Annotated in this window: 19 protein-coding genes and 3 tRNA genes; 14 read left to right on the top strand and 8 right to left on the bottom strand. The window is 33.0% G+C overall.

Features of this window, described 5'->3' with window-relative positions; translation table 11 throughout:
• Positions 1–43: 43 nt before the first annotated feature.
• The 4 genes from E0F76_RS08725 to idi all read right to left on the bottom strand — a co-directional run bounded on the left by E0F76_RS08725 (position 44) and on the right by idi (position 2,524).
• Positions 44–1,006 (bottom strand): type I phosphomannose isomerase catalytic subunit, encoded by a 963-nt coding sequence (locus E0F76_RS08725; protein ID WP_132004350.1) that lies wholly within the window; start codon positions 1,004–1,006, stop codon positions 44–46.
• A 63-nt stretch (positions 1,007–1,069) separates the two neighbouring features.
• The gene (locus tag E0F76_RS08720) at positions 1,070–1,528 is read right to left on the bottom strand and encodes a peroxiredoxin (RefSeq protein WP_132004347.1); all 459 of its coding nucleotides are present in this window, start codon (positions 1,526–1,528) and stop codon (positions 1,070–1,072) included.
• A complete protein-coding gene (locus E0F76_RS08715) occupies positions 1,528–1,938 on the bottom strand; it encodes a 6-pyruvoyl trahydropterin synthase family protein (RefSeq protein ID WP_132004344.1) in 411 nt (136 codons plus the stop codon). Before E0F76_RS08715 ends, E0F76_RS08720 begins: the two co-directional genes overlap by 1 nt.
• Before the next feature lie 58 nt (positions 1,939–1,996).
• Entirely contained in the window at positions 1,997–2,524 is a 528-nt protein-coding gene (gene idi / locus E0F76_RS08710) for an isopentenyl-diphosphate Delta-isomerase (RefSeq protein ID WP_132004341.1), read from the bottom strand.
• Positions 2,525–2,793: 269 nt separating this feature from the next.
• On the opposite strand from idi, the gene E0F76_RS08705 reads away from it, so the two are divergent.
• The 7 genes from E0F76_RS08705 (at position 2,794) to E0F76_RS08675 (ending at position 8,676) form a co-directional block, all read left to right on the top strand.
• Positions 2,794–3,909 (top strand): bifunctional methionine sulfoxide reductase B/A protein, encoded by a 1,116-nt coding sequence (locus E0F76_RS08705; protein ID WP_132004338.1) that lies wholly within the window; start codon positions 2,794–2,796, stop codon positions 3,907–3,909.
• Between the two features lie 197 nt (positions 3,910–4,106).
• Positions 4,107–5,333: a glycogen synthase gene (glgA, locus tag E0F76_RS08700; protein WP_132004335.1), complete on the top strand. Its 1,227-nt coding sequence runs from the start codon at positions 4,107–4,109 to the stop codon at positions 5,331–5,333.
• Positions 5,334–5,585: 252 nt separating this feature from the next.
• On the top strand, positions 5,586–5,870 hold the full coding sequence (locus E0F76_RS08695; protein WP_132004332.1) for a rhodanese-like domain-containing protein: 285 nt from the start codon (positions 5,586–5,588) through the stop codon (positions 5,868–5,870).
• 1 nt (position 5,871) lies between these two features.
• Positions 5,872–6,189 (top strand): rhodanese-like domain-containing protein, encoded by a 318-nt coding sequence (locus E0F76_RS08690; RefSeq protein ID WP_132004329.1) that lies wholly within the window; start codon positions 5,872–5,874, stop codon positions 6,187–6,189.
• Position 6,190: 1 nt separating this feature from the next.
• The gene (locus E0F76_RS08685) at positions 6,191–6,637 is read left to right on the top strand and encodes an OsmC family protein (protein ID WP_132004326.1); all 447 of its coding nucleotides are present in this window, start codon (positions 6,191–6,193) and stop codon (positions 6,635–6,637) included.
• Positions 6,638–6,780: 143 nt separating this feature from the next.
• Entirely contained in the window at positions 6,781–7,635 is an 855-nt protein-coding gene (locus E0F76_RS08680; RefSeq protein WP_132004323.1) for a transketolase, read from the top strand.
• A gap of 87 nt (positions 7,636–7,722) precedes the next feature.
• The gene (locus E0F76_RS08675) at positions 7,723–8,676 is read left to right on the top strand and encodes a transketolase family protein (protein ID WP_132004320.1); all 954 of its coding nucleotides are present in this window, start codon (positions 7,723–7,725) and stop codon (positions 8,674–8,676) included.
• Positions 8,677–8,786: 110 nt separating this feature from the next.
• Here the strand turns inward: E0F76_RS08675 and E0F76_RS08670 are convergent, their stop codons facing one another.
• Positions 8,787–9,812: an FKBP-type peptidyl-prolyl cis-trans isomerase gene (locus E0F76_RS08670; protein ID WP_132004317.1), complete on the bottom strand. Its 1,026-nt coding sequence runs from the start codon at positions 9,810–9,812 to the stop codon at positions 8,787–8,789.
• A 78-nt stretch (positions 9,813–9,890) separates the two neighbouring features.
• On the opposite strand from E0F76_RS08670, the gene E0F76_RS08665 reads away from it, so the two are divergent.
• Positions 9,891–10,283 carry an RNA-binding S4 domain-containing protein gene (locus E0F76_RS08665; protein WP_132004314.1) on the top strand — a complete coding sequence of 131 codons (393 nt, stop codon included), beginning with the start codon at positions 9,891–9,893 and terminating at the stop codon, positions 10,281–10,283.
• 135 nt (positions 10,284–10,418) lie between these two features.
• A complete protein-coding gene (locus tag E0F76_RS08660; protein WP_132004311.1) occupies positions 10,419–10,919 on the top strand; it encodes a phosphoribosyltransferase family protein in 501 nt (166 codons plus the stop codon).
• Here E0F76_RS08660 and E0F76_RS08655 read toward each other — a convergent pair.
• On the bottom strand, positions 10,911–11,429 hold the full coding sequence (locus E0F76_RS08655; protein WP_132004308.1) for a shikimate kinase: 519 nt from the start codon (positions 11,427–11,429) through the stop codon (positions 10,911–10,913). The two genes, E0F76_RS08660 and E0F76_RS08655, sit on opposite strands and share 9 nt — an antisense overlap.
• 126 nt (positions 11,430–11,555) lie before the next feature.
• Here E0F76_RS08655 and E0F76_RS08650 point away from each other — a divergent pair.
• From E0F76_RS08650 to E0F76_RS08635, 4 genes are all read left to right on the top strand, one after another.
• Positions 11,556–11,628: transfer RNA gene (locus tag E0F76_RS08650), tRNA-Lys, on the top strand.
• A 37-nt stretch (positions 11,629–11,665) separates the two neighbouring features.
• Positions 11,666–11,738, top strand: a tRNA-Lys gene (locus E0F76_RS08645).
• A 39-nt stretch (positions 11,739–11,777) separates the two neighbouring features.
• Positions 11,778–11,860 (top strand) — tRNA-Leu (locus tag E0F76_RS08640).
• A gap of 366 nt (positions 11,861–12,226) precedes the next feature.
• Entirely contained in the window at positions 12,227–12,556 is a 330-nt protein-coding gene (locus tag E0F76_RS08635; protein WP_132004305.1) for a hypothetical protein, read from the top strand.
• Positions 12,557–12,611: 55 nt separating this feature from the next.
• Here E0F76_RS08635 and E0F76_RS08630 read toward each other — a convergent pair whose 3' ends face one another.
• Positions 12,612–13,004 (bottom strand): hypothetical protein, encoded by a 393-nt coding sequence (locus E0F76_RS08630; protein ID WP_132004302.1) that lies wholly within the window; start codon positions 13,002–13,004, stop codon positions 12,612–12,614.
• A gap of 386 nt (positions 13,005–13,390) precedes the next feature.
• On the bottom strand, positions 13,391–14,296 hold the full coding sequence (locus E0F76_RS08625) for an AEC family transporter (protein WP_132004299.1): 906 nt from the start codon (positions 14,294–14,296) through the stop codon (positions 13,391–13,393).
• 220 nt (positions 14,297–14,516) lie between these two features.
• Here E0F76_RS08625 and E0F76_RS08620 point away from each other — a divergent pair, with 220 nt between their 5' ends.
• Positions 14,517–14,840 carry an RrF2 family transcriptional regulator gene (locus E0F76_RS08620; protein ID WP_281275276.1) on the top strand — a complete coding sequence of 108 codons (324 nt, stop codon included), beginning with the start codon at positions 14,517–14,519 and terminating at the stop codon, positions 14,838–14,840.
• Positions 14,841–14,850: the final 10 nt, after the last annotated feature.

Here is a 14,850-nt window from a genome sequence, read left to right as displayed (position 1 = left end):
TAATTTGCGATTGCAAAAGTACACATAATCTTTCTATTACCGACTATGAAATATAAATTTCTAAAATTGAAGCTTCACCGTTGATACTGAAAGTCTTCAAAGCAGCAGGTATTAAAATAGTATCTCCTTTTTTAAATTGAATTAAAGAATTGTTGTACTCCATTTCAAAACTACCTTCAGCACACATAAAAACAGTAAAGGAATCTCCTGATTTACTTAAAGTCAATTTCCCATCAAGGGGAATAATATTAGTTGTAAAATAAGGACAATCTACAATGCTATTAGATTGATTAACCTCTTTTGAATACGATTTATAAGTATCTACTTTGTTATAATTTATAGCGTCCAAAGCTAAGTCTATATGCAATTCTCTGGTATTTCCTTGCGCATCTTTTCGATTAAAATCATACAAACGATACGTGATATCCGAAGTTTGTTGAATTTCAGCAATCAAAATTCCCGCTCCTATGGCGTGAACAGTTCCAGTTTCTAAGAAAAAAACATCACCTGATTTTGCTTTAACGGTATCTAGAATAGAAATCAAAGTATCGTCCTCAAGATGTTTTACATATTCTTTTGGACTGGAATCATCCTTAAATCCTACAATAATTCGAGAACCTTCATCCGCTTGAAGCACATACCACATCTCCGTTTTCCCAAAGGAATTGTGGCGTTTTTTAGCTAACTCATCATTTGGATGCACTTGTATAGATAAATCTTCACGTGCATCTAAATATTTAAAAAGCAACGGAAATTGTTTTCCAAAACGCGCGTAAACTGCCGTTCCAAGTAGATCATTTGGATTTTCATCAATCAGTTCTGTCAATGATTTACCTTTATATTCACCGTTTGCTATTACGCTAATATCACCTTCAACAGTTGATAATTCCCAACTTTCACCAGTAATATCAGAAGTAATTGGTTTATTAAAAACCGATTTTAATTTAGTTCCTCCCCAAATTCTTTCTTTTAAAATGGGGTCAAATTGTAATGGATATAGTTTCATGTCTTTTTTTTATATTCAAGTTAGCTAAATTTATTCAATCAACTCTATAATTATTTTTTGAAGTTATTCTACTATTTTTTTGATCTTTGCTAATGCGTTTAAAATATGATTCTCAGCGACAAAACTATCAAAAATCAATTGAATAACTCCATTTCTGTCAACAATATAAGTTACTCTCCCAGGAATTAACCCAAAGAAATTGGGTTTAACCCCAAAAAGTGTTTTGATTTTTTTTTCGGTATCTGAAAGCAAAATAAAAGGCAGTTGATACTTTTTGATGAAATTTTGATGGGAGTCTAAATCATCACTGCTAATACCGATCACTTCAGCTCCTAAATCTTTGAAATCTTCATATTGATCTCGAAATCCACAAGCTTGTTTCGTGCAACCTGGTGTATCGTCTTTTGGATAAAAATAAAAAACAGCAGGTTTCACTCCTACAATAGACGAACTATCGAAGACGTTTCCATTACTATCTATTGCTGTAAATTTTGGGATTCTATCCCCTACTTGCAATGCCATTATTCTCCTTTATAGCTAACAAAATTTCGTGGGGTTTCATATAGCACCACTTCTAAATCAAATTCTGGATTAATTCTTTTTTTCATTTTATTCCAAATCACAACTACTATATTTTCGGCGGTAGGATTCAGATTTTCGAATTCAGGAACATCAAGGTTTAGGTTTTTATGATCAAAAGGTTTTTCTACTTCCTCTAAAATCAAATCGCTTAAATCTTTAATATCCATTACATAACCTGTTTCTGGGTCAATTTTTCCTGTTACACTTACAATTAATTCGTAATTATGTCCGTGGAAATTCGGATTATTACATTTCCCAAAAACAGCATCATTTTGCTCAAAAGTCCAATCTTTTCTGTACAATCGATGTGCTGCGTTGAAATGTGCTTTTCTTGAAATGGTTACTCTCATATTGATTAATGATTTTAGAATTTGGAGTTTGGATTTTAGATTTCTTTATTCTAAAATCTTAAATTGTATGTTCTTCTATAAAATGATAAAATTGATCAAAAATAATTTTAAACCAAACCGTATAAAATTCTGGATTTACAATCATATCTTTTTTGACTTCTTCAATATCCATCCATTTCCAACTTTCGACTTCATCAGGATTTATTTTTGGATCTTCATTATAATAACCTATCATAACATGGTCTAATTCATGTTCGGTCAATCCATTGTCAAAAGGCGCTTTGTATATAAAATGAAACAATTCTTTTAGTGGAGTTTTAAAGCCCATTTCTTCAAATAATCGTCGGCTTCCCGCTTGAATATTTGTTTCTCCATCACGCTGGTGACTACAACAAGTGTTGGTCCACAATAAAGGTGAATGGTATTTATGTTTTGCCCGTTGCTGGAGCATAATTTCATTTTTGTTATTTAACACAAAAACAGAAAAAGCTCGGTGCAAAGCGGCTTTTTCATGTGCCTCCAGTTTAGGCATCAAACCGATTTGTTCGTCTTTAGTATTAACCAATATTACACTCTCTTCTCTCATAATTTGTTTAGCTGGTCAAAAATACAAAAAAAGGAATTGATTTTAAGCCTTGAAAAAGTTTGTGAAAAGTTTAACGGCTGTTTAAATGCCAAATTGTTTAATTTTATACCTTTAAATTGAACTGTTTATTTTTAGATTTTATGTTTAAAATTATTCTTTATAATGTATCACTTTAGTTAAAACTCCCTTAAATAACCATTTGATGTAAAGTAAATGACATTTCGACAATCAAGCTCGAAATACATTTGTGGTATATAAAAATGACAATTATGAAAACGACAATTCAATTTCGAAGATTACTATTTATACTTGTATTATTTATGTTACAAGCTTGTGGGCAAACACCCAAAAAAATAAACGACACTCAAAATTCAACTACTATGGAAAACATCATCAACAAACCCGAGAATCCTTATTATTCCAATACAGACACCACTAAATTAAATGTTTCAGACGCTGAATGGAAAAAAGTATTGTCTCCGGATTTATACGCCGTTTCAAGAAATGCAGATACAGAAAGAGCATTCACAGGCAAACTTTGGGATTCAAACACTAAAGGAACTTATTATTGTGCTGCCTGTGGCAATAAATTATTTAAATCCGATCAAAAATTTGCAAGTAGTTGCGGCTGGCCTAGTTTTTTTGAACAAGACAACAAAAACAGCGTGGTATATAAAGAAGATAATTCCTATGGTATGAAAAGAATCGAAGCTCTTTGCGGAAGGTGTGACGGTCACTTAGGTCACCTTTTTGATGATGGACCAAAACCAACTGGAAAAAGATATTGTATGAATTCTATAGCAATGGATTTTGTACCGGATAAAATAATTTCAAAAAACAGCAGTGGCAATACCTTAGAAAAAATAACACTTGGTGGCGGTTGTTATTGGTGTGTTGAAGCCGTTTACGAGAAACTAGATGGCGTAAAATCAGTTGTTTCTGGTTTTGCTGGAGGAAAAAATGCAAATCCAACGTATGAGGAAGTGTGTACAGGGAGAACAGGACATGCTGAAGTAGTCGAAATTACTTATGACAATACTAAAACGAACCTCGACGAAATTTTCAAAGTATTTTTCACTGTACATGACCCAACGACGCTAAACCGTCAAGGCGCAGATGTAGGAACCCAGTACCGTTCTGCAATTTTTTATGCAAATGAAACTCAAAAACTAGCCGCTCAATCGATAATTAATCAATTAAATTCCGAAAAAGTATACGAAAATCCAATTGTCACCACATTGGAACCCTTAACTCAATTTTATAAAGCGGAAGATTACCACCAAAATTACTATCAGAACAATAAAAACCAACAGTATTGCCAAATGGTAATTCAACCTAAATTAGAAAAATTCGAAAAGGTTTTTAAAGCCAGATTGAAAGAATAATTTTCTCTTTTTTTTACATAATCAACAAACCGCGTATTGAAAAATAGGCGGTTTTTTTTATAGCCAAACTTTTTAAAAATCACCGCTTTCAGAGTGTAAAAGGTTAAAGAAATTTATTATATTTGGAATATTGATATCCAAATTTGGCATAGCAAGACACATCTAATTGTACTAAAAACTAAAAAAAAATTTCAAAAATGAAAATAGCTCTTTTTTCCAATGAATTTCCACCTAATATTTACGGTGGTGCTGGTGTACATATCGATTTTTTAAGTAAGGAACTGGCTAAATTAGGTAAAGTTGAAGTGCGTTGTTTTGGCGACCAATCTGTAAATAACGGAAACATGAATGTGCAAGGAATCACTTCTTCCTTAACGAAAATGGTTGACGACACCAATCCGCACATTAAGATGTTTCATAACCTGAGCAAAAATGTCGAATTATCACAAGCTACTCCACAAGCAGATGTAATACATTGCCATACTTGGTATACCCACCTTGCAGGTATTTTTACCCGTGAATTGCTGCAGGTTCCGCTTATTTTGACGACACATAGTTTAGAAACGCACCGACCTTGGAAAGTGGAACAATTGGGTAATGGTTATTTCCTGTCCCGTTGGATTGAAGATAGAGCCTACAATACCGCTGACGGAATAATTGCCGTGAGCAAAAAAATGAAAGATGATGTTATAGAAGCGTACGGTGTTGCTCCTGAAAAAGTAACGGTGATTCATAACGGTATTGATCCTGAATTTTACAAACCTACTTTCGATACTGATTTATTAGCCCAGTATAATATTGATCCAGCAATTCCTTTTGTACTTTTTGTAGGTCGAATTACGCGCCAAAAGGGAATTTCTCAATTGATTGCAGCAGCCAAATATTTCAATAAAAATTGCCAAATCGTACTTTGTGCTGGGGCTCCGGACACTAAAGAAATCGAACTAGAAACCGAAGCTTTGATTGCCGATTTGAAAAAAGATAGAGATGGTGTGATTTTGATTTCGGAAATGCTACCACGCGATAAAGTAAAAGTGTTGTACAGTCACGCCCGAGTTTTTGCCTGTCCTTCCTTATACGAACCTTTTGGAATCATTAATTTAGAAGCTATGGCTTGCGAAACTCCAGTTGTAGGAAGCCACGTAGGTGGAATTCCAGAAATTATAGTAGAAGGCGAATCGGGATATTTAGTTCCGCTTGAAAGTGTGTCCAGAACCGATTTTAATCCTGCCAATCCTGAAGCATTCCAGAAAGCTTTTGCAGCCAAAATAAACATCCTTTTAGATGACGAAGCCTTGGCAACAAAGATGGGAAAATCAGGAAGAGAACGCGTTTTGCGAATATTCAGTTGGGAATCTATCGCCAAAACCACCTTTGATTATTACCAAAAAGTGATTGATGAATTTGTGAAGGAGAAGGCATAAAATAAGAGTTAAAGAAAGAAATAAATATTTCATTTCAAAATTTAAAAAAACTGTTCGAAAATTACTTTTCGGACAGTTTTTTTTTATAAAATTACAACTAGTACTTAGCACCTCTACTCCATAATTATTAGTAATTAAAACACACTTGTGTAACTAAAGTTACAGTACAACTCTAAATGATCCCTTATTTTTGTCCTATACAAATCGAAATTCAGACTATTAAAAGTGTGACATAGATAGAAAAATTACAAAATGAATATAGCAACTTTAATCAAAGAAAATCAAGGAGTCATCGTCGACGTTCGATCTTACGGAGAATTCCAAGGAGGAAGTGTCGTTGACTCCATCAATATTCCATTAAATGAAATCCCAGAAAGAATAGAAGAAATAAAAAGACTTAAAACTCCATTAATTCTTTGTTGTGCTTCTGGAAACCGAAGCGGACAAGCGCAACATTTTCTTTCACAATATGGAATCGAATGTTACAATGGAGGTTCGTGGTTAGACGTAAATTATTATAAATCCCAAAACATTTAACATGATTAACTTACTCAAGAAATTATTCGGAATTGGACCAGCAGTAGACTATGCAACATTAGTAAAACAAGGAGCTACAATAGTAGATGTTCGTTCCAAAGGAGAATTCAATGGTGGTCATATTAAAGGTTCTGTCAATATATCTGTTGAAACATTAAGGAACAACTTAGACAAACTCAAAGACAAAAACAAACCCATCATCACTTGTTGTGCATCAGGAATGCGAAGCGCTTCGGCAAAATCTATTTTGAAAGCAAATGGATATACACAAATATATAATGGAGGTGGTTGGAACTCACTTCAAAATAAATTAACATAAAATGGAAGTACATAATTATAACGTAAATCTAAAATGGATATTAGGAAGAAAAGGGGGAATTTCGTCTCCAGAATTAGACAATTCCATCAAAGTAGCAACACCTCCACAATTTCCGAAAGGCATAGAAGGAATTTGGTCTCCTGAACATTTATTAACCGCTTCAGTAGTTAGCTGTTATATGACCACTTTTTTATCTATTGCAGAAAATTCCAAACTTGAATTTGATGAATTTACTTGTGCTGCAAAAGGAAAGTTAGAAAATATTGATGGTAAATACCTCATGACTGAAATTATTCTTGAACCAACATTAAGTATCTATAAAGAGGCTAATACCGCTAGAGCTGAAAGAATACTTCAAAAATCAGAAGCTGCTTGCTTGATTTCGAATTCAATAAAATCGAAAGTAACAATGACACCAACAATAAAAATTTCGGAAGTAACGTATTAAAAATCACTGATTCAAAATATTTTTTTTGAGCCCTTAATTGGGCTTTTTTTATTGGAAATCAATCCTAATAACTATTTATAAAATCATTTGTCTTACGCCAAAATAAAAATTACATTTGCAACAGTTTAACTTTTACACATAAAATGAAGCCTAACACACAACAATTAAGTGATTTAACTATCCAAGTAAGGAGAGATATTCTTCGAATGGTACATGCCGTAAATTCAGGTCATCCCGGAGGTTCTCTTGGCTGTACTGAGTTTTTAGTAACATTATACCAAAATATAATGGATAGAAAAGAAGGATTTGACATGGACGGAATTGGAGAAGATATTTTCTTTCTTTCAAACGGTCATATTTCTCCAGTATTTTACAGCGTCTTAGCCAGAAGTGGTTATTTTCCAGTTTCTGAATTAGCGACTTTTCGTTTAATTAACACGAGACTTCAAGGACACCCAACAACTCATGACAATTTACCAGGAGTACGAATTGCTTCCGGTTCATTAGGTCAAGGATTATCCGTTGCCATTGGAGCTGCTCAAGCAAAAAAATTAAATAATGACACCAATTTAGTTTTCACACTTCACGGTGATGGAGAACTACAAGAAGGTCAAAACTGGGAAGCTATCATGTATGCTTCAGCCAAAAAAGTCGACAATCTAATTGCTACCGTAGATTTAAACGGAAAACAAATCGACGGAACAACTGACGAAGTTTTATATATGGGAAGCATCCGTGCTAAATTTGAAGCTTTTGATTGGGATGTTTTAGAAATTACTGATGGAAACAGCATCGACGCTATCATTGCTGGTATGAATGATGCCAAATCAAGAACAGGAAAAGGGAAACCAGTTTGTGTTTTATTGCATACAGAAATGGGTAATGGAGTTGATTATATGATGTACAGTCATGCTTGGCATGGTAAAGCACCAAATGATGCTCAACTTGAAAACGCATTGACTCAAAATTATAATGTTGGAGGGAACTCAGATTACTAAATCAGATTGCAGATTTTAGATTGCAGATTTCAGATTTAAAACTAAATCCTTCAATTTTAAAATCATTTAATCTTTCAATTAAGAAAAATGAAAAAATATATAAATACAGGAAGTAAAGATACTCGCTCCGGTTTTGGAGTGGGAATGACTGAACTAGGTCAAAAAAACGAAAAAGTTGTGGCACTTTGTGCTGATTTAATTGGATCATTAAAATTTGATGATTTCAAGAAAAATCACCCAGAGCGTTTTTTCCAAATTGGAATTGCTGAAGCGAACATGATTGGAATTGCTGCAGGTTTAACCATTGGAGGAAAAATTCCTTTCACAGGAACTTTTGCTAATTTCTCTACAGGTCGAGTTTACGATCAAATTCGTCAATCCGTTGCTTATTCTGATAAAAACGTAAAAATTTGTGCCTCACACGCTGGATTAACGCTAGGAGAAGATGGAGCAACACACCAAATTTTAGAAGACATTGGATTAATGAAAATGTTACCAGGAATGACTGTAATTAATACTTGCGATCACAATCAAACTAAAGCAGCTACAATAGCATTGGCAGATCATCATGGTCCAGCTTATTTGCGTTTTGGACGTCCGGTAGTACCTAACTTTATGCCTGCTGACGAACCATTTGTAATTGGAAAAGCAATATTATTAAACGAAGGTACCGACGTAACTATTATAGCAACTGGACATTTAGTTTGGGAAGCATTGGTTGCTGCTGAAGCATTGGAAGCCAAAGGAATTTCTGCCGAAGTAATCAACATTCACACTATCAAACCTTTAGATGAAGAAGCTATTTTGAAATCTATTGCAAAAACCAAATGTGTGGTGACTGCAGAAGAGCACAATATGCTTGGAGGTTTAGGAGAAAGTGTTTCTAGAGTTTTGGCTTTAAACAATCCATCTCCTCAAGAATATGTTGCAGTAAACGATAGTTTTGGTGAATCTGGAACTCCTGAGCAATTAATGGAGAAATACAAATTGAACAATCAAGCCATTGTTGCAGCTGTAGAAAAAGTAATTAAAAGAAAATAAAATTTAGCTTGTACAATTATTTTCAACATTGTAAATAGTTACTTTTTAAAATAAAAAAATCCCGTCATGAATTTATTTTCAAGACGGGATTTTTATTGAACACTAATTTACTAATGGCAATTCTTATCTAAATACTTTTTGATTCTAGTTGGATTAGTTGTGTTACCACTACAATCTGGAATTAGAGCAAACGGATATTGCGATCCCGTTGTAGTATTTTTGAGTTCCAAAATAGTACTATATAAATCGCCATCATCATCAACATCAACAAAATCAGGAATTCCATCTTTATCTGTATCATCTGCATAACGGATAGCATCAGTAGGAGTAGTCGGATAGCTTATAGTATTCACATAACTGCGCACATATCCATCTCCATTGATATCTTCTAGATAAGAAGGTACACCGTCATTGTCTTGATCTAATCTTTGTATGTCATATAATTTAAAACTAAATACCAAAGGAGAATAACCTGGTATTAATCCTGAACCAGAATTATAATACGCCAAACCTGATGGAATAAACATTACACCCGCTCCAAAATTGTTATAAGTTGTTGTTCCATCGGGATTAGAAGAAAAGGTTCCAGTTTTAAATTGAGGGAAAATTTCAGACCAACCAGTAATTGTAGTTAACAAACTTAAATAAGACTGTGGGTATATCGACTCATCAAATTTAGTAGCAGTAAGCTCTGAATTAGTTGTAGTTGTTGCAACACTTCTATATAAATAATCCCCTCTATAGGATGCTAAAACACCATCTACATTACAAGGTGACGCACCAGTACCTGGTCTTAAGACCAAATAATACATTTCATAATCAACATCGTGTAGCTTTACATGATGAATTAAAAGCTTTGGAAAAGTTACTGCATCTAAGTAGGACATTATTGAAGGCTGATTTCCCCCAACAGGTATTTTTGTTATTGTAACATCTTGGTCATTTGGAAAACCAGGATTATTGTTAACTGTAATATAATTTGCTGTAAGATAATCTTTAATTAATGCAATATCAGTAACGTATTGTTCAGAATAAACTCGTGCTGGTTCAGCTACTATACTCGTATCATTTTTTGAACATGAAGATAATAGTAATGTTGTAATTGATAAAATAAAATAAAAGGTAACTTTGTTCATTATAGCAGATTTTTAGGTGCGCAAGATACAATTTTGATTTATTTTTGTAAACTATTTAACTTCGATTTTGGAAAAATTATGAGAATAGATAAATATTTATGGTGTGTTCGATATTACAAAACTCGCAACATGGTAACAGAGGCTTGTAAAAAGAATCACATTACCGTAAACGGCCTAGTTGCTAAGCCATCAAAGGAAGTTTTTCCTACAGACAAAATAACGTTTAGAAAAGATCAAATTACTCAAATAATAACCGTTTTAGACATTCCAGACAATCGTGTAGGAGCCAAATTGGTTGATATTTATCGTAAAAACGAAACTCCAGCCGAAGTTTATGCTCATTTAGAATTACTAAAATTATCTAAAGAGCATTATCGTAAAAACGGAACCGGTAGACCAACCAAAAAAGACCGACGCGATATTGACGAATTTGGCAATGAAATTAAAACTGACACTGAAGAAACTGAATAACTTAGTATTCTTTTTTTTATGGCAAGATACAGAAAGTTAAAAATAACATCTCCGTATAAAAAAACATGCTACTTTTAATTGATAAAAAACATAAAATAGAAAGAACTCTTTTTAACTTTGAAAAAAAAAATCCCAATGGACAAAAACAGTATCCTAACGAGTCAAGAAATTGAGCACACTATAAAAAGAATCGCTTACCAAATCTATGAGACTTTTGTAGAAGAAGAAGAAATTGTAATCGCCGGAATTGCATCCAATGGATATGTTTTTGCTAAAAAAATTGCAGAAGCATTAAAAAGTATATCCACTTTAAAAGTTTCATTATGCGAAGTTCATGTCAATAAACAAAATCCAGAATCAGCTATACGAACTTCTTTAACAAAGGATGAGTACAGCAACAAAGGATTAGTGCTTGTTGACGATGTTTTAAATTCTGGCACCACATTAATCTATGCAGTAAGACATTTTCTTGATGTTCCTCTCAAAAAATTTAAAACCGCTGTTTTAGTAAACAGAAATCATAAAAAATATCCTGTAAAAGCAGACTTTAAAGGAATATCTCTGTCCACCTCATCCTTAGAACACGTAAAAGTAGTTTTTGATGACAACGGTAACGATTATGCTTGTTTAAGCTAATAAATTTAGTATCTCATTTACGGTTTGTTCAATTGATCTACCATCAACATTAACTTTATGTTGTGCTTGATTGTAGTAATAACTTCTGTCAAAAAGATGTTTAGCTATAAATTCTTTCATTTCTTCCTCGCTTTTATCTGCTATTAGCGGACGCTTACTTTTATTAGCCACAAGCCTATCAAACAAGGTCGCTACCGATGCCTTTAAATAAATAGACAAAACAGCATCACCATTTAGTAATTCATGATTATTGGCATAACATGGAGTACCTCCGCCCAAACCGATAATTAAATCCTCAGGAGAGTTCAATAATTCAATAAAAATATCATGCTCTAGTTTTCTAAAATAGATCTCTCCATCTTGCTCAAAAATTTCATTTACAGTCAAATTAGCTCTTTCTTCGATACTTTTATCTAAATCTACAAATGGAATTTTGGTCGTATTTGATAATGTTTTGGCGATAGTAGACTTGCCACAACCCATATAACCTAATAAAATAATTTTTCTCATAAAAATAAAACCCTATATATTAAGGCATTAAGTGGTTTTGTTAAAAAAAGACAAATTTATAATAAAATACCTTTGAAAAATCAAAAATAACATCTTATATTTGCACCCGCATTCAAGGAACGAAATGACTCGATAGCTCAGTTGGTAGAGCACATCACTTTTAATGATGGGGTCCTGGGTTCGAGCCCCAGTCGGGTCACAAATTTGTGATCAACACATACGTTTCTTGAAGCATTGACTCGATAGCTCAGTTGGTAGAGCACATCACTTTTAATGATGGGGTCCTGGGTTCGAGCCCCAGTCGGGTCACTAAAAAGTCGAGCTTAACGCTTGACTTTTTTAATTTTAGGCCACGTGGAGAAACGGTAGACTTGCCAGCTTGAGGGGCTGGTGCTCGCAAGGGCGTGCGGGTTCAAATCCCGCCGTGGTCACTTTTAGAACAAAAATAAAATCATAACTACTTAATTTATAAGTAATTAGGATTTTTTAGTTTTAAATCTGTATTATTTCTTTATTCTAACTATTCAGTTCTCTAAAAAACTATCTTAATTCCAAACCGTTGACTGAATTCAACTATAATTGACTTTATTTCATTTCAGCAAATTAAATGATAATTGAGAAAAGAACTAAATTCCCCTTTTTAGATCTTACAATTTTAAATAATTAAAATTATTTCTTCTGTTTTTTTCTTAATATCATTTAAATTATAGTAAAAACAATTAATATCTGTAAAAAAAATTTGATTTTTAATTTCTAAATGATACATTAGCACCCCCCAAATATTAAATACCTATAATGTGAAAAACAAACATGACATATTACATATGAAAGCTTCAAGATTAATTATCTTGAATTTTTCATTATTGAGTATGTTCACTGCAAAATCACAAACGGTATATTACGATTCGATTAATAAACAAAAATATGCACTTGTAGAAATTCACAAGACTTATGAAAGAGTTATTGCAAAAGGATATGATTCAGTAGAAATGTTTGAATACCTTGGAAACTACTATTATGCCAATAGTGATTTTAAAAAATCCAAACAATATTTCGACTTATTATTCAAAAAATATAAAACATCACAAATTTCATCAAGAAGCAAAGAATTGTACAGCACTTTGTAGTGTTGCCAAATTACAAAATCAATTCACTAACTATATTATCCACAAATTATTTAATTCAAATTAAATGCCCCGAAATTCTTTTACGAGGCATTTTTTTATTTAGCTGAAGTGTTGTATCAAGATTTTTATTTTTTTTAGTTTTTGCAAATGCGTCTTTTTTTCTCCAATCTACAAGGTTATTGTCAATAGTTTGAAACTCGTGGATAACTCTTGTTTTGATTGCAGAACTTACAGCGTTTTGAATTTTACCACTTCCAATATTTTCAGGTTTCCACCATTTTTGTCCAAGGTTTTCTCTTGCTTCGTCATAAAAAGAATATTTGTAATTTTCGGCTGTGTCAATATATTTAGAACCGTTAAATTCTGTAAATGTCTTTTTGTCCTTTGTTGAAACAAATTTTGTGAATTTTTCAAAAAGTAATTCTAAATTTTCAGTCGATATTGTCATTTTTTGGTGTGTGTCGTTTTACAGTTACCACTAACTTATTAATATTCGAATAATCTCAACCACTTTAGTTTTGAAATGGCCTGTTATACGCAAGTGTATGATTGCATTCCTGCGTCCAATTTTTAATCGTGCATCACAAATATATAGATAATTATTTACAAAAATTAAATAGCAGATTGAAATAGTAAGACATCAATTTCTTAATATAAAGTATTCAGACATCGTCATTTTGAAAACAAAAAAGCTCTAAAATAGCCCTGATGGAAATGGAAATCCTCCCGCTGTCGCTACGAGGGACGAAGCAATGATGCGGGAGATTGTAATAAACAGCAGGACGAGAAGTTATTATGAAAACCAATTATTCTGCTCCTAAAAAAACTAAAAATCTATTGCATTACAAAATACCAAAAAATCAATGTAACAAAGGAAATGGGGATTCCGAAACCAATCATCATACTGCATAATTTTGGTTTCAAACCATAGGAAGACGCAATGATACTGGCGGAAATCATGGGTGCCATCGCGGCTTCCATTACGGATACTTGAATCATTTTGGAGTGTTGGTCCAGAATGACCACATACAAAAGATAGATTAAAGCCGGTGTGAACAGTAGTTTATAGGCCAGTCCCAAACGCAAGAATTTCCAATGTTGGCTCTTTTTGTCAAAATGCAATTGCAAACCTACAGAAAGCATGGCCAAAGGGGTCATTAGACTGCCTACTTTTAGCAAACCAAACTGAATGTAGTGATGGAAATCGAAATGGAAAACATTCATAAAACACGCCAATAAAAATGCAATAAACGGAGGGAAAAGAATGATTTTTTTAGCAATATAAAATCCGTTTGGGTTTCCGGTCGAATACAGGGTCGCCACTATAACTCCTAAAGTAGAAAGTACGACAAAGGTGCCCGGTTGATCCACAAGAATGGCCATTTTCAATCCTTCTTCTCCATATAAGGCTTGAATGATTGGAAAACCTAGAAACGATGTGTTTCCAAAACCAGCAGTTAAAATCAAACATCCCGTAAGTTTTTTGGACCATTTGAATCGCGCTCTCAAAAAACTAAAAAACAAAATCGCAGTGGTAAAACTTATCCATGTTACCCCTATTGGATACAATAAATGAGTATCTAGTTTGATTTTTGGAATGTAATAGAGTGCTAATGCGGGAAGACAAAAATAAATTACAATATTGTTTATTACTTTATAAATGTCCGACGGAAATCGTTTGACCTTTTGCAATACAATTCCAAGTAGCAAGAAAACAAAAATGAGAATAAGGTTGTACATAGTGCCGAATTGAGTGCAAAAATACCATTTAAATTGATGTTGAAAATAGTAAACCCCATATTTATCTCCAATAAATAAGTAAAAAACATTTGCATGTACATTTTAGTTACACATTTGTAACATATTTTATTACAGTATGGTTTCAGGTAAATTTGCAATTACGATTCATATCCTCACTTTACTCTCTAAATTTGCAGATGACTAATTATCTTCGGAATTTATTGCAGGAAGCTTGAACTTGCACCTTGCTTTTGTAAGAAAAGAGATAGCCAACCTGAAGAAAAACAATATTGTAGAAAGCCAAGAAGGCAAAAATGGCGGGACTAAATTAATGATCCCATCATCAAATATCACTTTAGACGGCATATACAAAATGACTTTTGAAACGATAACATTGGGTTTTTCAAAAAACACGCCGAACCCCAATTGCCCTGTAGGAAAAAAAATAAATGAAAATCTAGCAAATTTATACCATGACATCAACGAAAAAATTAGTGTGCAATTGAACAACATTTCACTCGAAGATTTTTCGAACCAATTTTAAATCTATTTTT

Origin of the sequence: Flavobacterium cellulosilyticum (genome assembly GCF_004349355.1) — a bacterium.
In the GTDB taxonomy this organism is placed as follows: Bacteria; Bacteroidota; Bacteroidia; order Flavobacteriales; family Flavobacteriaceae; genus Flavobacterium; species Flavobacterium cellulosilyticum.
This window is presented reverse-complemented; position numbering and strand designations above follow the sequence as displayed.